Annotated in this window: 20 protein-coding genes; 5 read left to right on the top strand and 15 right to left on the bottom strand. The window is 62.9% G+C overall.

Going from position 1 to position 22,165, the window contains the following annotated elements:
* Window positions 1-3: 3 nt before the first annotated feature.
* From ACXAF5_RS04785 to ACXAF5_RS04765, 5 genes are all read right to left on the bottom strand, one after another.
* On the bottom strand, window positions 4-1,293 hold the full coding sequence (locus ACXAF5_RS04785; protein ID WP_239319169.1) for a TRAP transporter large permease: 1,290 nt from the start codon (window positions 1,291-1,293) through the stop codon (window positions 4-6).
* Complete coding sequence (locus ACXAF5_RS04780) at window positions 1,293-1,871, bottom strand: TRAP transporter small permease (RefSeq protein WP_474945730.1); 579 nt, start codon at window positions 1,869-1,871, stop codon at window positions 1,293-1,295. Before ACXAF5_RS04780 ends, ACXAF5_RS04785 begins: the two co-directional genes overlap by 1 nt.
* Window positions 1,872-1,942: 71 nt before the next feature.
* The gene (locus ACXAF5_RS04775) at window positions 1,943-2,464 is read right to left on the bottom strand and encodes a flavin reductase family protein (protein ID WP_239369232.1); all 522 of its coding nucleotides are present in this window, start codon (window positions 2,462-2,464) and stop codon (window positions 1,943-1,945) included.
* 1 nt (window position 2,465) lies between these two features.
* Window positions 2,466-3,356 carry an aldo/keto reductase gene (locus tag ACXAF5_RS04770; protein WP_239319167.1) on the bottom strand — a complete coding sequence of 297 codons (891 nt, stop codon included), beginning with the start codon at window positions 3,354-3,356 and terminating at the stop codon, window positions 2,466-2,468.
* On the bottom strand, window positions 3,356-4,510 hold the full coding sequence (locus tag ACXAF5_RS04765) for an LLM class flavin-dependent oxidoreductase (RefSeq protein WP_474945729.1): 1,155 nt from the start codon (window positions 4,508-4,510) through the stop codon (window positions 3,356-3,358). The genes ACXAF5_RS04770 and ACXAF5_RS04765 overlap by 1 nt, the downstream gene beginning before the upstream one ends.
* A 113-nt stretch (window positions 4,511-4,623) precedes the next feature.
* On the opposite strand from ACXAF5_RS04765, the gene ACXAF5_RS04760 reads away from it, so the two are divergent.
* Both ACXAF5_RS04760 and ACXAF5_RS04755 read left to right on the top strand, forming a co-directional pair.
* Window positions 4,624-5,346 carry a GntR family transcriptional regulator gene (locus ACXAF5_RS04760; RefSeq protein ID WP_239369230.1) on the top strand — a complete coding sequence of 241 codons (723 nt, stop codon included), beginning with the start codon at window positions 4,624-4,626 and terminating at the stop codon, window positions 5,344-5,346.
* Between the two features lie 11 nt (window positions 5,347-5,357).
* Window positions 5,358-6,476, top strand: coding sequence for a Gfo/Idh/MocA family protein (locus ACXAF5_RS04755; RefSeq protein WP_474945728.1), 1,119 nt, complete (start codon window positions 5,358-5,360; stop codon window positions 6,474-6,476).
* 125 nt (window positions 6,477-6,601) lie between these two features.
* Here the strand turns inward: ACXAF5_RS04755 and ACXAF5_RS04750 are convergent, their stop codons facing one another.
* The 4 genes from ACXAF5_RS04750 to ACXAF5_RS04735 all read right to left on the bottom strand — a co-directional run bounded on the left by ACXAF5_RS04750 (window position 6,602) and on the right by ACXAF5_RS04735 (window position 12,356).
* A complete protein-coding gene (locus ACXAF5_RS04750) occupies window positions 6,602-8,680 on the bottom strand; it encodes a S8/S53 family peptidase (RefSeq protein WP_474945727.1) in 2,079 nt (692 codons plus the stop codon).
* A gap of 4 nt (window positions 8,681-8,684) precedes the next feature.
* On the bottom strand, window positions 8,685-9,857 hold the full coding sequence (locus ACXAF5_RS04745; RefSeq protein ID WP_474945726.1) for a phosphatase PAP2 family protein: 1,173 nt from the start codon (window positions 9,855-9,857) through the stop codon (window positions 8,685-8,687).
* Window positions 9,858-9,888: 31 nt separating this feature from the next.
* Window positions 9,889-11,607 carry a winged helix-turn-helix domain-containing tetratricopeptide repeat protein gene (locus ACXAF5_RS04740; RefSeq protein ID WP_474945725.1) on the bottom strand — a complete coding sequence of 573 codons (1,719 nt, stop codon included), beginning with the start codon at window positions 11,605-11,607 and terminating at the stop codon, window positions 9,889-9,891.
* Window positions 11,608-11,711: 104 nt separating this feature from the next.
* Complete coding sequence (locus ACXAF5_RS04735) at window positions 11,712-12,356, bottom strand: hypothetical protein (RefSeq protein ID WP_474945724.1); 645 nt, start codon at window positions 12,354-12,356, stop codon at window positions 11,712-11,714.
* Between the two features lie 365 nt (window positions 12,357-12,721).
* Between ACXAF5_RS04735 and ACXAF5_RS04730 the strand changes: the two genes are divergently transcribed.
* The 3 genes from ACXAF5_RS04730 to ACXAF5_RS04720 are packed head-to-tail and all read left to right on the top strand — an operon-like array spanning window position 12,722 to window position 14,184.
* On the top strand, window positions 12,722-13,132 hold the full coding sequence (locus ACXAF5_RS04730) for a hypothetical protein (RefSeq protein WP_239319152.1): 411 nt from the start codon (window positions 12,722-12,724) through the stop codon (window positions 13,130-13,132).
* Window positions 13,133-13,165: 33 nt separating this feature from the next.
* On the top strand, window positions 13,166-13,654 hold the full coding sequence (locus ACXAF5_RS04725) for an AidA/PixA family protein (RefSeq protein WP_239319150.1): 489 nt from the start codon (window positions 13,166-13,168) through the stop codon (window positions 13,652-13,654).
* Between the two features lie 41 nt (window positions 13,655-13,695).
* Complete coding sequence (locus ACXAF5_RS04720) at window positions 13,696-14,184, top strand: hypothetical protein (RefSeq protein ID WP_474945723.1); 489 nt, start codon at window positions 13,696-13,698, stop codon at window positions 14,182-14,184.
* Between the two features lie 32 nt (window positions 14,185-14,216).
* Here the strand turns inward: ACXAF5_RS04720 and ACXAF5_RS04715 are convergent, their stop codons facing one another.
* From ACXAF5_RS04715 to ACXAF5_RS04690, 6 genes are read right to left on the bottom strand one after another with little or no spacing between them, the layout of a single operon-like run.
* Window positions 14,217-15,104: a sugar kinase gene (locus tag ACXAF5_RS04715; RefSeq protein WP_474945722.1), complete on the bottom strand. Its 888-nt coding sequence runs from the start codon at window positions 15,102-15,104 to the stop codon at window positions 14,217-14,219.
* Window positions 15,101-16,501, bottom strand: a complete 1,401-nt coding sequence (gene uxaC / locus ACXAF5_RS04710) for a glucuronate isomerase (RefSeq protein WP_474945721.1) — start codon at window positions 16,499-16,501, stop codon at window positions 15,101-15,103. Before uxaC ends, ACXAF5_RS04715 begins: the two co-directional genes overlap by 4 nt.
* A 3-nt stretch (window positions 16,502-16,504) precedes the next feature.
* Window positions 16,505-17,920, bottom strand: a complete 1,416-nt coding sequence (locus ACXAF5_RS04705) for a mannitol dehydrogenase family protein (protein WP_474945720.1) — start codon at window positions 17,918-17,920, stop codon at window positions 16,505-16,507.
* Window positions 17,917-20,289: a glycoside hydrolase family 31 protein gene (locus ACXAF5_RS04700; RefSeq protein WP_474945719.1), complete on the bottom strand. Its 2,373-nt coding sequence runs from the start codon at window positions 20,287-20,289 to the stop codon at window positions 17,917-17,919. The genes ACXAF5_RS04705 and ACXAF5_RS04700 overlap by 4 nt, the downstream gene beginning before the upstream one ends.
* Window positions 20,289-21,590 carry a TRAP transporter large permease gene (locus tag ACXAF5_RS04695; RefSeq protein ID WP_239319141.1) on the bottom strand — a complete coding sequence of 434 codons (1,302 nt, stop codon included), beginning with the start codon at window positions 21,588-21,590 and terminating at the stop codon, window positions 20,289-20,291. The genes ACXAF5_RS04700 and ACXAF5_RS04695 overlap by 1 nt, the downstream gene beginning before the upstream one ends.
* A gap of 13 nt (window positions 21,591-21,603) precedes the next feature.
* Window positions 21,604-22,119, bottom strand: coding sequence for a TRAP transporter small permease (locus tag ACXAF5_RS04690; protein WP_474945718.1), 516 nt, complete (start codon window positions 22,117-22,119; stop codon window positions 21,604-21,606).
* Between the last annotated feature and the right edge of the window lie 46 nt (window positions 22,120-22,165).

Here is a 22,165-nt window from a genome sequence, read left to right as displayed (position 1 = left end):
AGGTCAGTTCACGAACCCCGTCAGGCGGGGGATCGTCATCGAGATGGCCGGGACAAAGGTGATCAGGAAGATCACCGCGATTTCCACGGCCAGGAACGGCAGAATGGCACGGGCGATCGTGGTGACGCGCTCGCCGGAGACGGCAGAGGCCACGAACAGGACCAGCCCCATCGGCGGCGTCGCCAGACCGACGGTCAGGTTCACGCACATGATGATGGCGAAGTGCACGCTGTCGACCCCCAGGCCCGCAAAGACGGGACCAAGGATCGGACCGAGAATGATGATCGCCGGCCCTGCGTCCAGAAACATGCCGACCACGAACAACAAGAGGTTGATCAGGAACAGCAGCAACAGCGGATTCTCGGTCAGCGCCAGGATGAATTCTGCCAGCTGCTCCGGCGCATGGCTGAGCGACACCACCGTCTTGAACGACATCGCCGCGCCGACCAGCAACAACACCACGGCAGAGGTGATCCCGGCCCGCGTCATCACATCCGGCAGCTCTCGCAGTTTCAGCGTGCGCAGCACAAAGAGGCCGATGAACAGCGCGTAGGCAACCGCGACCGCCGCGGCCTCCGTCGGGGTAAAGACCCCGGCGAGGATGCCCCCGAGGATAATCACCGGGGTCAGCAGCGGAAAGAAGGCCTTGAGACTGGCCTGTCCACGTTCGCCCCAGCTGTAGCGGCGCGAGGCGACGGGAAAGTCGTATTTGTCCGCCATGATCTTGATCATCCCCATCAGGCCAAAACCGACAAGCGCCCCAGGCACCAGGCCCGCCAGGAACAGGGCTGCGACGCTCTCTCCCATCACATAGGCATAGATAATCATGATCCCCGAAGGAGGGATGATCGGGCCGATCACCGAGCTTGCCGCAGTGATCGCCGCGGCGAATTTGCGGGTATAGCCCTGTTTTTCCATGGCCGGGATCAACATGGAGCCCAGCGCGGAGGTATCCGCCACGGCGGAGCCCGAGAGCCCGGCAAACAGCATCGAGGACAGCACGTTCACATGCGCCAGCCCGCCGCGCAGGTGCCCCATCAGGGCCTGCGAGAACTCCACAAGCCGCAGGGTGATCCCGCCCTTGTTCATCAGTTCGCCCGCCAGCATGAAGAAGGGGATCGCCATCAGCGGGAAGCTGTCCATGCCGTTGTAGAGATTGCGGTACAGGAGCGTGATGTCGCGCTCCTGCCCGCCCAGCCACAGCATGATGCCAGGCGCGGCCAGCAGGCCGAAGAAGACCGGCAGCCCCACCATGAGAAAGACAAGGAACAGCGGAAGGAACCAGATCAGCATTATTCGGCACCTCCCGCCGTGGCGAATTCGATTTCCGGCAGCCGGTCCGCGCCGCCCAACAGGGCAACGATGCGGTGCAGGATCAGTTCAACATTGACGAGGATCAGCAGCACAATGCCAACGAGCAGCGACAGCATCATCCACGAACGCGGAATCCGGAACCAACTGTCGAACCCAAGCGAATTGGGCAGATAGAGCGACGCGGTGGCAAAACGACCGCCGATCCCCGTCACCTCTCCGATGCCGATTTTCACCGCAACCACCAGGACCAGCAGGCTCAGGCAAAGCAGCACCAGCGACAGCAGCGACCCGATCCGAAGCGGGAGCATCGCCGACAGCGTGTCGATGGCGACAAAGCCCCCCTGACGAAACGCCGTCGGCGCCATCAAGCCGGTCATCCAGAGCATGCAAAAACGCGCCGCCTCGTCCGGCCAAGGCAGCGCGTTGTTCATCACATAGCGAAAGAAGACCTGGATCAGGATCGCAACGACCATGGCGGCCACAGCAACACAGCCAACCCAGCGCCCGAGGCGCAACAAGGTTGCGTTGATCCAGTACAGCGGTGTCACCACCGCCATCAATGCGTTCGTCTTGTTCCTCCCCAAACGACAGGCCGGGCTCCTCCGCCGGCGCAGTCAAATCGCGCGGCCTAATGCGCGGTAATGCGGCCCATCTGTCCCTTGAAGAAGGCAAGCGCCTCGCCCTCCTCGCGCATCTCCGCCCGGTTCACGACGCCCAGCACGATGGCATGGTCTCCTCCGTCGTAGACTGCGTGGCGCGTGCATTCGAAACGCGCCAGACAGCCCTCCAGCACCGGAACGCCCTCCGCGTTCAGGGCCAGATCAAGATCGCGCAGCCCCGCGGCATCCTTGGCGACGCTGTAGCAAAGGTCCTGCTGGTCGGCGGCGAGCACGTGGATCGCGTAGTGCTCGGCCTTTTCGAAATGGGGAAAGCGGCGCGAATTGCGGTCCGGCGACCAGAGCACCATCGGCGGCGTCAGCGAGACCGACGAGAAACTGCTGGCGGTGATTGCCACCACGCCCTCGGGCGTGTTGGCCGTCACGATGGTCACCCCGGTGGCGAAACGGCCAAAGGCATCGCGCAGCAGGCGGGTGTTGCTTTCATCCGGCACAAAGGCCTTCTGCATCTTGTCGTTCATTTGCAGGCCCATGTTATGCGACCTCCCGGCCCAACGCGGCCTCGTAGAGGCGGAACCAGGTCTGACGATCCAGCTCGACCTTCTGGGCATCGGAAATCGTTGCGATCCGGGCCAGGTTGTTGGTGCCCATCACCGGCAGTATCTTGGCCGGATGCCGCAGGAGGAACGCAACGGCAACGGCCGCACGATCCACCCCTTGCGCTGTCGCCACCTCATCAAGGCGCGACGCCAGCTCACCCGAGCCGGTCATCAGGCTGCCGCCACCTAGCGGCGACCAGGCCATCACTGCGTCCCCCTGCATCTGGTGGAACGCCAGATCGCCATTGGTGAAGGGAGACACTTCCGACAGCGAGATTTCGATCTGGTTGGTCACCAGCGGGTTCGACATTGCCGATTGCAGCAGTTTCCAGTCCCAGGGGCGAAAGTTCGACACGCCCACGGCCTTGACCTTGCCGGATTTCACCAGATCATCCAGCGTGGCGCCGGTCTCGTGGTGGTCCATCAGCGGGTCCGGGCGGTGGATCAGCAGAAGGTCGATCTGCTCGATCCCCATCTCCGTCAGTGATCGGTCCACCGCGCCTTCGACATAGGCGCGCGAGGTGTCATAGTATTTGACCGGCTTGTCGCTGTGCAGGCCGATGGGCGCAACGATATCGCATTTGGTCACGATCTCCATCCGGTCACGCAGGGCCGGATTGGCCTTGAGCGCGGTGCCAAGGATGCCCTCGGCACCATAATCGCCATAGATATCGGCCTGATCGAAGGTGGTGATCCCCTGTTCGAGACAGGCGTGGATCTTGGCCTCGACATGTTTCACGGAGGTGTCGGCATCATCACCGATCCGCCACATGCCGTAGATCAGACGGGAAAATTCCAAGTCATCAGAGAGTTTTACGCGGTCCATCAGCGACGTACTCCTACACCAAGGGGTGTTTCTGGGGGGCTCGCCGGCACACGGCCATAGGCCTCGGGCAACGAGCAGGTTTTCATGTTGGGCAGAATGCGGGCACCGAAGTGCTTGGCCTCGTCGATATGCGGATAGCCGGACAGGATGAAGGCGCGGATGCCCATTTTCTGATAGGCTTCCAGCTTGCTCATCACCTGATCGGTAGAGCCAACCAGCGCCGCGCCGCAGCCCGAACGCGCGCGCCCCACCCCGGTCCACATATGCGGCTCGATAAAGCCCGCGTCATCCGCGACCTCACGGTTCTTTGCCTGGTGGCTGACCCCAAGCGATTTTGCATCAAGAGCACGTTCGCGGATCGCGGTGCCCTGTTCGTCATCCAGCTTTGACACGATGTGGTCCGCATACTCGCGGGCTTCTGCCTCGGTATCGCGCACGATCACATGCACGCGCAGCCCATAGTCCAATGTGCGATCATATTTCTCGGCGACGGAGTGCACGGCCTGCATGCGGCCTTGCAGCTCTTCCATCTTTTCCGGCCACATCAGGTAGACGTCACAATGCTGCCCGCACAGCTCCAACGCCGAAGGGCTGTAGCCCCCGAAGTAAAGCAGCGGGCCGCCGGTCTGATAGGGCCGCACCGGATCGGTGGTCAGGCCCTTGAAGTTATAGACCTCGCCCTCGTAGTTGATCTCATCCCGTGTCCAGGCCTGTTTCAGGATCTCCACCACCTCGCGCGAGCGCTGATAGCGATAGGCACTCTCCGCCTTCTCTCCCGGAAAATCGGAGGAGATGATGTTCACCGTCAGCCGCCCTTCAAGCATGTGATCTAGGGTCGCGATAGTGCGGGCCAGCATGATCGGCTGCATTTCACCGCAGCGCACGGCGGCCAGCAGGTTGATCTTTGACGTGATCGGCGCGCAGCCCGCGACAAAGGACAGCGTGTCCTGCCCGACCTGGTAGGAGGACGGGCACAGAATGTTGCGAAACCCCTGCGCCTCGGCGGTTTTCACGATCTCCGAACAATGTGCCCATGACGACCGCAGGTCGCCGTCCGGAACGCCCAGAAACTGATAATCGTCCGAGCAGAGCGCGGAAAACCATGACACTTCGGCAGCGTCCAGATCGGGCGATGTGATGGGAACGACGGTCATTTCTGTCTCCTGGCGGGCAATCGAATTTCCTCTTGCGTAGCAGCAGATTTAAAGTACATCAATGGTGCATCAATTATTTCTGCCCGTCTACACTCTTGCGCATGGGATCTCGCATGACACCGCCGAACGACCTTGACCGCACTGCCCCAACGGCGCTTCCCATCTATATGCAGATCAGCGAATTCCTGATCCGCGAGATCGCCGCCGGCCGTCTGGTGGATGGTCAGCGGCTGGCGCCGGAACGGGATATGGCCAAGAGCCATGGAACGACGGTGCGGACCCTGCGCAAAGCCCTGTCGGAGCTGGAGAAAAAGGGGATGCTGGAGCGCATTCAGGGGTCGGGGAATTACATACGCGCCAACCACAAGGTGCAGAGCGTCTATTCGATGTTCCGGCTCGAACTGACCACCGGCGGCGGCCTGCCGACGGCCGACATCCTAGAGGTCGCAGCGGTTCCCAAACCGGCGGACCTGCCCGCCTTTGGCACCGCCGATCATGGCACGCGCGTGCGCCGGCTGCGATTCCTGAACCGCACGCCCATCGCTGTCGAGGAAATCTGGCTCGATGGCGATGCCGGCATCATCAAACCCGAGAGCATGTCGGATTCGCTCTATCGGACCTACCAGATGCAACTGGGCCTGATCATCGCACGGGCAGAGGATCGAGTGTCCATCGGCCAGGTGCCCGATTGGGCGCCACAGGGCTTCGCGCTCGCGCCCGGCACGCTCACCGGATACATCGAACGCTTCAGCTGGGCCGACACCGCGTCCCCGGTGGAGTTTTCCCGAACCTGGTTCGACACAAGCAAGGCGCTCTACGTGCAGCGCCTGATCTGAGGGAGACAGTCTTGTCAAAAACGATCAACTACGGCGTCATCGGCTGCGGCATGATGGGCCAGGAACACCTGCGCAATATCGCGCTGCTGGACGACACACGCGTTGCCGCCATTTTCGAGCCGGATGCGCATATGGCCGAGGAGAGCCGTAAATTCGCACCCGATGCGCAATTCGTCGACAGTGTCGATGCACTGCTCGCGGTTGAGGATCTGGACTGCATCCTGATTGCCAGCCCGAACTATCGCCATGTCGAGCAACTCGAGGCTCTGGCCACGGCGCGCCCGCTGCCCGTGCTGGTCGAAAAACCCCTGTTCACGGACCCGGCCGATGTGGCCCGTCTAGACGCATTTCGCAGCAATTACCCCGCGCCGGTCTGGGTGGCGATGGAATACCGCTACATGCCGCCCGTCGCGACCCTGTTGAACGAAGTCGAAGCGGCAACCGGCGGCATTCGGATGCTGACGATCCGCGAACACCGCTTCCCGTTTCTGGAGAAAGTCGGCGACTGGAACCGCTTCAACCGCTACACCGGAGGCACCTTCGTCGAGAAATGCTGCCATTTCTTCGACCTCATGCGACTGGCGCTGAAATCCGAACCGGTCCGCGTGCTGGCATCCGGCGGCAAGGATGTGAACCACCTGGACGAGAGCTATGCGGGCGAGGCTCCGGATATTCTCGACAACGGCTATGTGATCGTTGACTTTGCCAACGGATCCCGCGCCCTGCTGGAGCTCTGCATGTTCGCCGAAGGATCCCGGTATCAGGAGGAAATCTCTGCCGTGGGCGCCAAAGGCAAGATCGAGGCACTGGTGCCCGGACCGGGCAGGTTCTGGCCAGAGCATCTGGGCGCCCCGCCCGTGCCCCAGGTCGTGGTATCGCCGCGCGCGCCCAAAGGACCAGAGGTACGCGATATTCCCGTCGATCCGGCCCTGCTTGAGGCAGGCGATCACAACGGCTCCACCTTCTACCAGCATCAGGGTTTTCTCGAACTGGTGCGCGGTGTCCGCAGTCAACCAGACGTGAGCCTCGACGACGGGCGCATGGCCGTATTGATGGGAATGGCGGCGCAAATGTCGATGCAAGAGCACCGCGCGGTCGAGATCTCGGAGCTGATGCCCACCGCTGCCTGACGGGCCCTGCCGGATGAGCACTCGCACTGTACATCCGGCAGGCAAGCGCCGTCTTGAATCAGGTCAGGCCTGCCTCGCAGGCATCCCTTGCTCCGGGCGCCCTGCCGATCCGGTTCGGAGCCCGGTCATTCGGATGCGTCTTCCACCCGAAAAGCGCCGCCAGATCCGCACAGATCAAACGCCCCGGAGCCCGCCCGCGCGGGCTCGGCCTCTCCGCGCAGCGCCACCGACCTCAACCCTGTGCCATACTCAAGCGGCGCTTGCGCCCAGTCTCGCGCCGCCAGCCTGGGCGTCTGCACACCCAACGCTGCCGCCCGGGCGATCTGGGGGGCGGCACTGCTTGTCCCGCCCTGACGCACGATGGAACCGCTCCGGGACCCGGCCCCCAACACCCCGCGCAGAACCGCGCTGTCATCGCCGCGTCCCGTCAGATCCGGCCCCACGCGGTCTGCCGCATATCCGGAAGCAGGTTCATTCAGGGGACCCGCCGCCGAATAGGCGGACAGCTCACGTTCCTTGCCGACAAACGCAGCCACCGCCACCGCCGATTGGCCGCAGGCATAGCCGCTCAACGTCATCGCCCGGCGCACAGGGGAGGTTGTATCCACGGGATCGACGGGAAGCGGACGCCCGAAGGGACCAAAGCGGACATAATCCGCGTTGTCGAAATACGCCTGGCGCCCACCGGGTTTGAAACCGGGCAGCGTTTCATCCCGTCGAACCCAGGCCTGCATCGCCCCCTTGGACCGTTTCCGGCGCCTGATCTGCACCACCCACCTCCCGCAGGGTGCCAGAGGCTCCTCCGCGATCAGGCTGGCGGTCGGGTTGAGGGATAAAATCGCGCGCCCGCGCTCTACCGGAGCAGGCACATGCTCATAGGACAGACGGGCGATTTCCTGCCCCGCGGCGTTTAACAGGGATGCACAGGTTCGGCCCGCCGTGATGATCGCGACACCGTCGCCAAACGGGGTTGAGACGCTGATTTCCGCCTTTTCCTCTGTGCCATCAGCCGAATACGGCAGCCAGATCTGCACCTGCGTCGCCGTGCGATCATCCGGCTGCACCATCAGATCCAACTGGGTCTTGCCGCGCCCCTCGGGGATCTGCCCATGCATGCGGCTGAGGTTCAGATTGCCTGCCGCCAGAGTAAGCCACGCCGGTTGCTGTGCGGCGGCACCACCGTTCTCCGCAAAGAAATGATCGAACAGGGTGGCAAAGGGTCCGGTCCCATCATGCGGCCCGCCCGCGTTGCCAAAAGACAGGTTGAAGACCACCGGCGCAAATGCACCATCCTCGGTGCGAAACCGTCGCGCCTGCTTCATCAGCATGTGAAACGACAAATACAGAGCAGGCAGCATTTCGACACCTGTCGTATCCTCGACCAGCCGCGCCGGAAGCGCGGCGCAGATGATCGGCCGATTTCCGATCTGCTCCTGCATTGGATAGCCGGCGGCCAGTCCCATCACATGGGTTCCATGCGAAGCGCGCAGAGAGACGGTGGAAAACACCTCTCCGTCATAATCCGCCTGCCCCGTGCGCGCATAGAACAGATCCTCGTCCAGCAGACCATTGAAGGTGCAGGCCGCCAACAATGCGTCGATCTCGTCGCGCCCGAATGTCCGGCCCGCGCTTGCCCGGCTGGGGCGCGGCCCCTTGCGCGCTTCGAGCAGCGCGGCGAACTCCACCCGCGTCGCCACGGGTCCCATGCGAAACAGGTTGTTGGCTATGCCGATGCCATCGTCGATGACAGCCATGACCACGCTGTCGTCGGCGACCTCGATCACGCTTGTCTCCGGCCAATCCGCCGCGAAATCGAGCACATTTCGGGCGGTCAGCGCGCCCAGCGTCAGCGCCCGCACGCCAAAGCGATTGGCGGTGTCCGGGTCCTCCGGTCGCCGGTTCAGCGCGTGCACAAAATCCTGCCGGGCATAGATCACAACGGGCTGCACGTCGGCAGCCACCTGCCGGTCATCCGGATCATAGGCAACCGGAACCAAAAAATACGGCCCTGCCCCCGCGCCCCCATAAGCCTCTGCCTTGGCAATAAACGCGTCGATGCTGCCTTCGATCTGCAACAGCACGGACCACCATTTTGCGATCTGGCTCTCGGGATTTGCATGCGGATGCCGCGTGAGCCGGAAATCCGCCTCTTGGCTGAGGATGTTCGCCGCGGGAGCGCTATCAGATGCTGATGAAACCGCCATCGGCTTATCCTGCCACCGCACCGGAGGGCGGCAGATCGCGCCATTCGGCGACGGCGGCCTCCCAGAGCCAGCTCAAAATGTCGGACGGAGTATCCCGAGCCCCCTTATGCGCCTTTGATGTGCCCCAGCGACAGCCGTCAGTCACGACCTTTCGGTGCAGGCGATCCGTTGCCGGCTCATAAAGCGCGTGCCAGTCGAAATCGAGCCTGCCTTCAAAACCCGGCCCATCAAAGTCGGCAGACTCCCAGCTGCCCCCTCGCGTGACATTCTGCATGTGCTCCGCAAGCACAAGGCCGAGCATCGCGCCGGCGGCGCTGTCGACGGGGAAGTGCACGCCTGCCACTGTCCGGTTGATTGCGATACGCGCGGCCTGACGCATCAGCATGTCCCCCCAGTAGGCGTGATCGCCATATTGGGGCGCCTCGCTCTGCCGCATCAGTTTCCAGATAAGCCGCGCGATCAGGAAGGCTTCTGTCGCATGTCCGCTGGGCAAGGACGCATGGGTGGGCGTTGGAATGATCGGTTGCACCTGTGGTGAGAACTCGATCGGTCGCTTGACTGCCAATGCAAACTTCAACCGCTGGATCGTGGAGAAGGCAAATGCCGCCGCAAGACCCAAGAGTTCCAACGTCCGTGGCGTGCGTGCGGGATCGATGTATCCGATGCTCTGGAAGAACGGGAACGGCAGGCTCAGCTGCGTGAGGATTTCGGCCGTCCTGTCCCCACGTATCTGCGCGTAGCCCGCAACATAGTTGAGCTGCTGGACAAGCTGATCGATCGCGGGCGCTTTCATCCGCAGCATCTCGGTGTATTTCAAACCGCCCCCGTTACCCGTCGCACCAGATCGGCGCCAGACCGTCGCCGAAACGCACTCCGAGGCACCAGCCTCTGACGTGACATCAATCGTGGGTGCCAGAACCGACATGTAAATCGCAGCTTGCTGCTCTGGCGTCAGCCGTTTGAGCGCTTCCGGATTGCCCGCGCTGGCCGGTCGCGGTGGCGTAATGTGCTCGATCTGGCTGCTGACAATTCCATCGCGGTTGGTGAGCAGCGCCAAGGCATCCGCAGGCGCGTCACTGCCGTAGGCATTATAGGCGTTATACGCATTGTAGGCGTTGTAAGCGTTATACGCGTTGTAGGCATTATAGGCGTTATAGGCGTTTTCTCGACCGGCCATTCTCGTTCCTTCCAGACAAAATTCACTGTGGCTATTCCGGGATGCCGAGATGACGGAGCATCTCGGCGAACCGTTGGCCATTTCTGAACGCACCGCTCGGCGCACCTTTTTTCCAGGCACTGACGGTCAAATCCGGCTGCCGGGCGATCAGACCCTGCGCCGCCGCACGCGCCTTGGCTTCCTGATCGCAGCCCAGATGCGCCACGGGCAGCATGCGGAGGCTGGAGGCATGCGCCGGGTTCAGGCGCAGGGATTCCTTGGTCAGAACCAGCGCGCGCTCGTAGTCCTCGTTGGCGATGCAGGCCCCTGCGGCAAGCGCAAGATACATGAAGCGATGCGGATCAAGCGGTGTCAGATGCAGCGCCCGTTCCGTGTCGCGCCGGCCCGCAGGCCCCCGGTCGCTGAACGCCAGCAGCATGCCACGCAGACTGCGGCCATTGGGATCGTTCGGATTGACCGACAGCGCCGAGTCATAGCTTCGCTCCGCGGCTTGCAGGTCCTTGACCAGATGCATCTGCACCTGCCCCTCACAAACAAGGGCCAGCGTGTGGAACGGGTCTATGTCGAGTGCACGGGCCGTCAGATCCTGCGCCGTTTGCGCTTCGACCTTGGGATCGGGCGCCCACCCCTGGGCGGAGTTCAACACATGCCACCGGGCCAGCCAGGCAAGCGGGGCGGGATGCTTCGGCGCGACAGACTGGAGATGCTCCAGCAGCCCATGCGCCTTGCGAAAGTCACGGACCGACAAGCGATGCATCAACCCGACCGCACCATGAAGGATGCTGAAACGCCGCAACTCCCCCAACGGGCGGGAGGCGACGCGCCGCACCTCGTTGAGCGTGATGGCACGCCGGATATTGGCCACAACCAGGTCAAGCCCTTCGGTTTCCGGAGCCATCGGATCAAAGGGGATCTGCATGCGCTCCGCCCAGAGAACAAAACCTGTCTCGGCCTCCGAGAACTCGATCGACAACGCAACCTTGTCCGCCCGCTGCACCACGAAGCCGGACAGCAGGAAATCCGCCCGCAACTTGTCCCGGGCCACCTGCGGCGTGATGCATTCGCCTCCGAAAGTCCCGGTCGACATCCGTGAAATCACATTGACGTCGGCGTTCATGCTCAGCAGCTTGGCGATTTCATCCGCGAGAAAGATCCCATAAGTGGCGGCGGAGGTGTTCTCTCCGGCCTTGAACGGCAGGATCGCCAGAGTGGGCAGAACGTCCCGTGGGTCAAGCTCGGCAGAAATATGCGATGCATTTTCACGATCAACGCGATTGTCCGCTGCGGCTGTTTCGGCTGTGGGTTGGCGGCGCGCCTCCGCCGCAAAGACGATGTCCCGCGCCGCGTCCGGTCCATCGATCCTGCGCCCCTTCAACAGGTAGCCACGTTTGGGGATGGTCACCAGGGTCTCTCGGCCCTGATCTCCGATCGCTTTTCGCACATCGCGAATGCACTGGGTCAGACTGTCATCCGTAACCGCAACATCATGCCAGACCCGCTCGATCAGGGCGTCGCGCGATACCAGTTCTCCCAGCTTCAGGACGAGAAAATGAAGAATTTCAGCGGATTGAGCGCGAAGGAAAATCTCTTCACCTCTGGCATCGAACAAGCGGCGTGTTGCCGTGACATAAGACGCAGTGCCGATTGCAACGGACCCCGAGCCGGGATCCGACGCAGCCACCGTGCGTTGCTCAGATCCGCCCTTGCCATTCGAGATCTCTTGCGCTGGTTCTGCTGTTGGCCTGCGCATGACAGCCCCTACTCTCCCCTGACGCTCGCTTTCGCGGGCGGGCATACCTATCGACACAACCCTAGGGAAAACTCCACTGCCGTCCAACTCTTTATGCGAGAGATTCAGCATTGGTCCACCGACTTCAGAAACAGGACGTCCTCGCCGATATGGGCGCAGTAGAGTTCGTCCATGACGATCGACTGCAATGTACGTTTCGATTTCGCCGCAATCGTGAGGCGCGCCGCGCCGACCGTAAATCCCGCAGGCAACGCTGTGGACGGAAGCAATATGCCGATGCAGGCCGGGACGGTCATATGTGTCATAACAAGCCAGCCTTCACTGCCGAGCTGCACCTGGACGTGATCGAATACCGGATTGGGGGACCGTTCGATCGAAGTCAGATCCGCCAGGGCTTCCAACTTTATCGGGTCGACAGAGGCCTGCGTCGGAAGCGGCGCCGCCTGAATGCGGCGCTCCAGGTTCAGGACCGTACCAAAGGTGAGCTCATTGCCCAGAGACGTGCAATACAACCAATGTGAGCTGAGCGATTGGCCCGACGGAGAGACGCCGTTCCAGCTGTAACTTGCGCCGACCTGCAAGCGCGACACGGCACAGCCCGGCTCCAGATGCAGAAGATGCATGTGGGAGTGCATGATGCGCGCGCTCGAATAGGTGCCGGAGGCATTGAGAACCACCGGCTCTGCATCGCAAACGACACCGGGAATATAGGGAAACACCTGCACGGATGTGACAGTACGGCTTTCCATCCGGACGGGTCCTTTGTTTCATTTGCAAGGGCGCTGCGTTCAGCTGTCTTGCAGCATGCGGCTCTCCGGCGCAGATTTCCTGAAATCAAACTGAAATCGCTCTGAAATCTCCCTGTGACCGCCACGGCACCCCACGGCCGAGGGTGGGACAAAGGGCAGGGAATGTCGTGCGTTATCAGATCGCTCGCGCCGACCTTTGCAGATTTCGCCTGCGTTTCAGGATTATCGGCGGCGGTGGTCCCAGACTGGGTGCTGTCAGCGGGTCAGCCCCGCGGCGTTCATACCTCAATCAGAACCCTCCGGTCCCAACGGATCCGGCCACCTGCTGGCCGCTTCGGAACCGGCGTCACAGAAAGGAAATGACGATGTCCGCCATTCAACCCAGTGACTGCACCATCTTTGTCCAGATTTGGGTCGACACAGATGCGCTGGTCAACGGTCAGACCACCGGGGTCTATCTCGTCGACAACAACCTCAATCACGGCAGTGCCAACGAAGGCAGCGTGAACCTGATGACCGCGGTACCGGTCGGCACCAACATCTGCTGGTCCCTGCTGAACGTCGACCCGACCTCCGACACGATTCTGAGCATTCAGAACTTTGGCAACGCGGGTGTCTTCGGTGCCAGCGGCACGCCGCAGCAGGTCAATGCCACCACCTGGACCGGAACCGTGCAGGCACAGGGCGAAGATCGCTATGCGATCAATTTCTCCGCCCAGATCCCCGGCAAGTCCGGCATCACCACGTCGGTCGATCCGACGCTCAGCGTGCATTGATGCAAGCCTCACCTCTGGAAAAAGGAAGTCAAAATGTCTGAAGCCGTCGCACAAGTCTCCACCGGCCGGAAGAGCGGCCTGCAACCCCAAACCAGTATCACCATCGCCGTGGATACCGCCTATGTTGCCGCGCAACAGGGGCAGAATGTGTCCAAGGGCATCTACATGATGGACAACCGTCTGCGGAATGGCTCGACCGGCGAGGGAACCCTCGAGTTGAGCACCGTCTGCAACAACGGCGACCTGATCGGGTTCAACGTGGTGCCCATCAATGCCCTTGGCACCTCCGGCGATGAAGTCGTCATCACCGGCTTCACCGTATCCCAAGGGTCCGTGTTCACCGCTGCGGGCCAACCCCGCCAGCAGGAATCCCCCAAGGGTGAACCCCAGGGCGCCTATTGGGTTGGTCAGGCCATGCATCAGGGCGAACAAACCTACCAGATCCAGATCGAAGTGACCGTCGGCAAGCTGCAACCGGTCTCCTACTTCATCAATTGGGATCCGTTCATCACGGCCCGCTAGGGTCCTGAAGCGGGGCCGAAAGCGGAGGATGAGAAACGCCCATGTCGGCATTTGTGTCCCCGGCGCGTCCCGTCTCGGCTGCCCTCACCCCTTCTGTGAGCATTGCAATCGCGGTCGACACGGCCGCGATTGCAGCTGTGCAGGACGGCAAAATCACGAGCGGCGTGTATATGATGGACAATCAGGTCCGCAACGGCTCTGGCCATGAGGGCCACATCGACCTCCATACCGTCTGCAATGTGGGCGCCTTGATCGGGTTTCAGGTGCTTGCGATCAACGCCGCAGGCACAAGCGGCGACAGCGCCGCGCTGACGTCCTTTGCGCTGCAAGGCGGTGATGATGTGTTCACCGGGGCCGGGCACCCCCGGGCCGAACCTCCGCCAAAGGGACTGGCACCGGGAAGCTACTGGATCGGACAGGCAATGGCCGCCGGGACCGAAGCATATCAGATCCAGATCGAAGTGACGGTTGGCGCCCTGCAACCGACCAGCTTTTATGTCACCTGGGAGGCGACACTCACCGCGTCCTGAAACGCTGCGCTGCGCGCGGCTTCTAACGCCCCTCACGACGTCAGCAATGCTCCGGCGACCCTGAGGACCTTGGCGGCGTGGGCATTGGCCTGATGCGCGGCCGCCTGCGGATCCTGTCCAGACAGATATGCCGCGATCCAGCCTGCGTTGAAGGCGTCTCCCGCACCGGTCGCATCAACGACACCACCCGCCAGCATGGGCGGTGCGACCTGGCATCTGTGACCCGCCACATCCATCAACACGGGGTTTTCCGCATCCTTGACCACCACGACCTCGGCCCCAGCCTGGCGATAGCGCGCCAGGGTTGCCTCGGGGGAGCCATCCCCGAACAGCGCCTGTTCGTCGCCAAAACTCGGCAGCACACACCAAGACCGCGCCGCAGCATCGGGCAAGACGTCACGGCACTGCTCGGCGCTGTCCCACAAGCGCGGGCGGATGTTTGGATCAAAGCAGACCCGCGCCCCTGATGTCTCGATGGCGGCCCATAGCCGCGCCCGGGCCTCCGGGCTCAGAATCGCCAGGGTGATGCCGGACAGATACACCAGCGCCGCCCCTTCCAGGGCCAGCGCCAGTGCAGCCTCATCGTCAGCCAGGCGACGCGCGGCGGAGTGGCTGCGCCAGTAGCTGAACACTCGGTCCCCCTGCTCCTGCCCAATCAGGTACAGGCCCGGCGATGCCCCGGGCAGGCGCTGCACGTGATCGACACCGACGCCCGAAGCAGCGATGAAGTCGCGCATCCGGGTCGATGTCGCATCATCCCCGATGGCTGTCACATAGTCGATCTGATGCTGGTCATCCAACAGGCGGCGCAGGTGCCAGGCGGTGTTGAACGTGTCCCCGGCAAACCCCATCCGGTAGAGCCCGCCGTCGACCGGCGCCATTTCCACCATACACTCCCCGATCACGGCAATGCGCATCATGTCGCCTCCACAAACCAGTCGCGTGCGTTCTCGTAGCAGATGCCGCGCACCAGCTGATGCAACAGCGCCTCGTCATCCGGCAGATGGGCGGTTTCCGACCAGCGTCCGATCATGCCGCAGAGCAGCCGCCGGAAATACTCATGCCGCGGGAACGACAGGAAAGAGCGGCTGTCGGTCAGCATGCCGAGGAAGGTGGACAACAGCCCGACCTGCGCCAGACTGCGCATCTGGCTTTCCATGCCATCCAGCGTATCGTTGAACCACCAGGCCGCGCCAGCCTGCACCTTGCCGGGGACGGATCCGTCCTGGAAGGTCCCCGCCGTGGCCGCCAGCACCGGGTTGCGGCCTGGATCAAGCCCATAGAGCACCATCCGTGGCAAGTGCCCGTCGCGATCCAGCCGGTCCAGCAACCGGTTGAGCGGCCCGGCCATGTCGGTGTCGCGCAGCGAGTCGCCGCCTGCATCGGGGCCGATGCGGTGCAGCAATCTGCTGGACCCGTTGCGTACCACGTTCATGTGGCATTGCATCACAAGCCCGCGCGCCGCATAGGCCCGCCCCAAGGCATCAAACAATGCCGCCCGGTGGCCCGCGGCCTGCTCCGGCGAGACCGGGCGCCCGGCCCGCGCAGTCGCAAGCGCCGCGTCGAGCGCCGCCGCCCCGGGGATCTCGGCAGCATCGAGGTGATTGATGCCATGATCGGCCGCCTTGCAGCCATGGGCGACAAAATGGTCCAGACGCAGAAGCAGCGCCGCGACCAGATCCTCAAAGCTGCGGATCGGATGGGTCAGCGCTTCGAGACGGTCGAGATACGCAGCAAACCCGTCCGCCTCGATCTGCACAGACTTGTCGGGCCGGAAGGTCGGGACCACCCGTATATCGGCGCTAGAAAGCGCCGCGTGGTGCTCCAGCGTATCCAACGGATCATCGGTAGTGCCCACCAGTTCCACCTTCATCCGGCGCAACAGCCCCTGGGCGGAAAACCCGTCCTCGCCCAACTTTGCATTGGCCTGCGCCCAGACGCGATCCGCGGTGTCCGGTGTCAGCACCGTGCCGTCCAGATCGAAATAGCGCCAGAGTTCGAGGTGGGACCAATGGTGCACCGGGTTCAGAACCGCGCGCGGCATGGCGGAGGCAAAGGCATCGAATTTCTCGCGCCAACTGGCCGCCCCCGTGACGCGCGCCTCGTCGATGCCGGCCCAGCGCATCACCCGCCATTTGTAGTGATCATGCGCCAACCACATTTCACCAAGCGTGTCCCACCGTCGGTCAGCCGCGATTTCCCCCGGCGGGAGGTGGTTGTGATAGTCGATAATCGGCAAATCCTGCGCGACCTCAAAATAGAGCCGCCTTGCGGTCTCCGTATCCAGCAGGAAGGACTGGTCTAGAAATCTGGCCATGGGTTATGTCGCCTCCATCAGAGCGGACAGGACGGAAGACAGCCCCTGCGCCTCGATCCGGTCATAGGCCGCCGTCACCTCACTTTCGAATTCAGAAGAATGCGCCAGCGTCGGCGGGACCACACCGGGCACCGCCAGCACCCCGGCAACCGGCCGGTCCGAGGCGGCAGCCGCGCGCAGCGATTCCTGCCGGGGATCGGCAATCGGGGCAAGCCTTTGCAATCCCGTAACCCAGCAGGCGATGGCCACTGCCGTCACCGGCCAGGGTCGCCCCGCTGTGATCGATTGTTCAACGGGCGCAAACAGCCGTTGGGGCATCTTGTTGCTCGTGTCGGTCGCAATCTGTTCGAGACGGTGATGCAGCCGGGTGTTGGTGAACCGCGCAAGCAGATCCTCGGCATAGTCTGCAACATCCACGCCCGCCGGCAAATCCAGGGTCGGCGCTTGTTCTGCCAACATCAGGCGCCGGATCGCCGCACACAGGGGCGCGTCCGTCATCGCCTCGGCCACGGTTTCATAGCCGAGAAGCTGCCCCGCCCAGGCAAGCGTGGTATGGGCACCGTTCAAGAGGCGTAGCTTCATGTCCTCGAACGGCTCCACATCCGGGACGAGGAGTGCTCCACCGGCAGCAAAGGGCGGCGCTTCGCCGGCGAAGTCATCTTCGATCACCCATTGGCGGAAAGGCTCGCACAGGATCGCATTGGCGTCCTCACGCCCGAGTGCCGTTGCAACTTCGGCACGGCTGCTGTCGGTCATTGCGGGCACGATCCGGTCCACCATCGAGGAGGGAAAGCGCACGGTGCCTTCGATCCAGGCTGCCAGCTCCGGGTCCTGCGCCCGGGCGAAACCCAAGACGGCACGGCGGGTCAGCCTGCCGTTGGCCGGTTGATTGTCGCAGGACAGGATCGTCAGCCCCCCCTGCCCCGCAGCGCGCCGCCGTGCCAGCCCGGCCACGAGGACACCGATCGCCGTGCGCGGCGCCTCAGTCCCTTCGAGGTCGGCCCGAATTCCAGGGTGGGTCAGATCGAGCGCACCACCCGACGTGCAATAGCCTTTTTCGGTGATGGTCAGCAGGATCACCGACAAATCGCCCGAGGCAATCAGGGCCGGCAGCGCGTCGGCCCCGTCGCGCGCGGGGTGACAGGTGCCGCAGAGCACACCAATCTCGCGCAACTGCGTCTGATCGCCATCCGCCTCGGCCACGTGATACAGATGATCCGCAGCCGCCAGGTGATCCAGGTCTTCGACACCGGAGTTCAGGCGCGCCGCGACCACTCCCCAGGTGCCTCCAGCAGTCTCGAGTCCTTCTTGCAGGTAGACCATCGGATGCGCCCGCGCAAAAGCGCCAAACCCGATATGCAGGATGCGGGGTTTGAGGCTGGCCCGGTCAAGGGTGCTGGGATGTCTGATCACGCTCACAGATGGATCCTCCCGTCAGGTTCAGTGGGGTTGGACAAGATAAGACTGCGGCGCTCCCCCGCGGGCAGCACCACCTCGGCGATTGGGACATTCGGAGCGCCCGGCCCCTCGCGCCGCGTTAGAAGTGTGACCTCATCGGAGGCGCTGGACATCTCCAGGTGGGTGACACACCAGACAGGATCGACCGAGACACCATCGTCTTCGTACATAAGGCTCGTCCCCACCGCGTCGCCCGCCGCCGGAAACAGGGCAAGGCTGCGGCGAAGGTCAGCGGATGGCGCGGCGCGATCAGCACCTTCAGACAAGGGGATGACACTGCCGCCACGCACAAAGAGCGGGATCGTCTCAAGCGTCACGGGCACCTCAAGCCATTGGCCGCCCTGGTGCCAGATGCCGGTGTGGAAATCCCACCAGCCCCCGGCATGCTCGGGCAGATAAACGGGGCGGCTGTCGACGCCCTTGTCCAGCACCGTCGCCACCAGAAGATCCCGCCCCAGCAGGAAGCTGTCAGTCTCCTGCCAGGCCTGCGGATCATGGTCAAAGTCAAGAAACAGCGGCCGCAGCATCGGTTCGCTCTGCGCCGCCGCCTGCCAAAGACAGGTATAGAGATAGGGCAAGAGCCTGTAGCGCAGGCGGATTGCGTTCCGGATCAGATCGGTGACCTCCGGATACATCCAGGGCTCGTTCACCGTCGCGTCATCGTTCCACGAATGGATGGTAAAGCGCGGGTGGAACACCCCGTTCTGGACCCAGCGCACGAACAGCTCCGGCTCGGGGCGCGGACCGGAGAAACCGCCGACATCGTGGCCGATGTTGTAAAACCCCGACAGGCTCATCCCGAGGCCGGTGCGCTGGTTCCACCGCAAGGTTTTCCAGTCCGTGCGATTGTCGCCGCTCCAGGTCTGGGCATAGCGTTGCAACCCCGGCGCCCCGGACCGGCTGATCAGATAGGGACGTTTATCCGGCGCTTGTTCCAATTGCGCCTCCATCGAGGCACGGGTCATCAGGATCGGCATCACCGGGCGCATCAGTGCAATATCGACCTCTTCGCCAAAGCCGGCACAACGGGCGTGGCGATCCCAGATCTCGTACTCATTATTGTCGTTCCAGGTCGACCCGATGCCGCGCGCCAGAAGCGCCGAGGTCACGTTGGCCTTCCACCACGCAACCGTATCCGGATTGGTGAAATCGAGGTGAGATCCTTCGTCATCCCAGAACACCGACCGCTCCGGCCCGCAGGCGGCATCGGCCTCGGCACTCGCGCGGATGAACAGACCCTTCTCCACCACCTCGTCATAGCGGGGGTGATCTTGCAACAGGCAGGGCTTGATGTTGGCGATCAGATGGATGCCTTGATCGGCAAACTTCGCCGCCATGCTCTCAGGGTCCGGCATCTTGTCATCGTTCCAGTTGAACACATACCGTTTGGCCCCGATGGAAGTGTAGCCCGATGACATCTGGAAGCTGTCGCAGGGGATCTGATGCTCCTCGATCCTGGCCAGGAACCCTTCGAGCTGCGCCTGCGCGTCGGGCGCGTCGGTATAGGACATGGTCGAGCCGGAGTAGCCCAGGCTCCAGCGCGGTGGAAACGCGGTGCCGCCCGTCAGTTGCTCCTGCCGCTTGACCAGATCCAGCAGCTGCGGCGCCCAGGACATGTAGAAATCGAGATCGCCATCCTCGGCCCGGTAGGCACGATAGGGCGCGTGGTAATTGTCCAGCTCATTGCCGAGATCGAACCAGCAGCCGGCAAGATTGTCATAAAAGATCGACCAGCATCCTGCGCCTTGCGTGCGGGTGATCGTGAAGGGCACGTGCTTGTAGAGCGGATCGGTACTCTCGGCGTCATAGCCCATCGCATCGAGGTTTCGCATCTCGTAGCGCTTGCCCGTGCGGTTCAGCGGCCCGGCTTTCTCACCCAGGCCATAGACCGCCTCACCCGCGGTACGGGACAGGAAATGCGCATGAGCGTGGTCGCGCAGGCCCAGGTGGAACGCCCCCGTCGCCCGATCCGTGGCGAATGTTTGCCAGGCACCGTCGATCTTCGCCTCCCAGACCATCTGCAGCGGCTGCAGCACACGAAGCCGCAGCGTCTCTGTCGCGACGGTCAACGCGCCCTCTGCCTCCGAAATGACCGGCGGCGGGCATGTGAAACCTGAAAGATCCTCCCGCCGCCGCCCTTCCCAGGGGGCGTTCCCTCCCGGCGCAATCGTCCATGTGCGCCCAAGCCGCCAGGCTGCATCCTTTTGCAGAGACACGCGAAACAGCGTGTCCTCCAAAACCGAGATATGCAGGAGGTGCCGTTCTTCGACACGCAGGGTGGCACCGGAGGCCGTCTCGGCCTCCAGCACCCATGATTTCAGGCATTTCATTATTGGTATCCCAACAGAAGTCGCGGCAGGAACAGGCTGATTTCAGGCACGTAGGTCACCAGCATCAACAGACCGAACAACACCGCGTAAAAGGGCAACAAGGGGCGGATCACCTTGGCGATCGACGTGCCCCCCACCGAGCAGCCGACAAAGAGCGCCGACCCGACCGGGGGCGTGCAGATGCCGATGCAAAGGTTCAAGGTCATGACAACTCCGAAATGGACGGGATCCATGCCCAGCCCTTGCACCACCGGCATGAAGATCGGCGTGAAGATCAGCAGTGCAGGCGTCATGTCCATGAAAGTGCCCACCACCAGCAGCGCGATATTGATCGCCAGCAGGATCGCCAGCGGATTCTCTGACAGCCCCAGCAGGAAGTCCGAAATCGCAAACGGAATACCGCCAAAGGCCATCACCCGGCTCATCGCGATGGAAGCGCCGATCATCAGCAGCACGACCGACGTGGTCACCGCGCTTTCGATCAGGATCGCGGGCAGGTCCTTGACCGTGATTTCGCGATACCACACAAGCGCCAGCAGCAGCGTGTAGATCACCGCGGCGGCAGAGGCTTCGGTGGCGGTGAAAACGCCGGTGATGATGCCGCCCATGACGATGACGATCAGCCCCAGGGGCAGCGCTGCATCGCGGGCAGACACCAGCACCTCGCGCAGCGCCGGGCGCGGTGCCACCGGGTAGCCGCGACGTTTGGCGATGATGCCTGCGACGATCATCAGCCCCAGCCCCATCAGGATACCCGGCAGATATCCGGCCACAAAGAGCGCCGCGATCGAGGTTCCGCCGGTGATCAGCGAGTAGACGATCAGCGTTGCGGAGGGCGGGATCAACAGCCCCGTCGGGCAGGAGGCAATGTTCACCGCCGCCGAGAATGCCGGGTCATAGCCCTCTTTCTTCTGCAACGGGGACATGACACCACCGACCGCCGCCGCGGAGGCCACGGCCGAGCCCGAGATCGAGCCAAACATCATGTTTGCAATGACGTTGCAGTGCGCCAGTGCCCCGGGCAACCGCCCGCCAAGCACCTTGGCGAAGTTGATCAAGCGCATGGCGATACCGCCACGGTTCATGATGTTGCCCGCCAGAATGAAGAACGGAATGGCGAGCAGGGTAAAGCTGTCCAGCCCGGACGCCATCTGCTGTGCCACGATGAACAACGACTGATCGAAGCCCATGAACAGCAGGAACGTCGCGGTGGTGGCAATCCCGATGGAAAAGGCGATCGGAACCCCCAGCGCCATCAAGAGGGCAAAACTGCCGAACAGCAGGATAATGGCCAGTGTCATGTCAGTTCCGCCCTCAGTCCAGTGGTCCGCCCACAGGGGCATCAGCCCCGGGGTCCTTCGTGCCCGGCCCATCTCGCCAAAGCTCAACCAGAAAAATCACGCAGTAGAAAAAGATAATCGCCCCGGCGAAAGGGATCGCGCCGTAGACGTAGCCCATCGGGATTTGCAGGGCCGGAGTGACCTGCCCCGAGGCAAAGGTCTTGAGCACCAGCTGACCGCCGCCCTTGATCATGACCAGGGCCGCAAACCCCGCAATGGCGCAGAGACTGAACCCCTCGGCCACACTCCGCGCCCGACCACTGAGCTTTTGTGTCAAGAGATCAATGGCCAGGTGACGCCGCAATCCCATCGTGTAGGCTCCACCGATCAGCGCAAGCCACATGAACAGGAACCGCGCCAGCTCATCCGTCACCGTGCTTGGCACGCCCAGGATGTAGCGGCTTATGACCTGCCAGCTGACGCAAGCCACCAGAACGACGAAAATCGCCGTGAGAACCGTCTTGAGCAATAGATCGACCGCCCACCTCATCTGCGGCCTGCCCTGCCCCAACGGGCTGATACGCTCCACGTCATAG

Source organism: Epibacterium sp. ABV4_022 (assembly GCF_056159345.1).
This window is presented reverse-complemented; position numbering and strand designations above follow the sequence as displayed.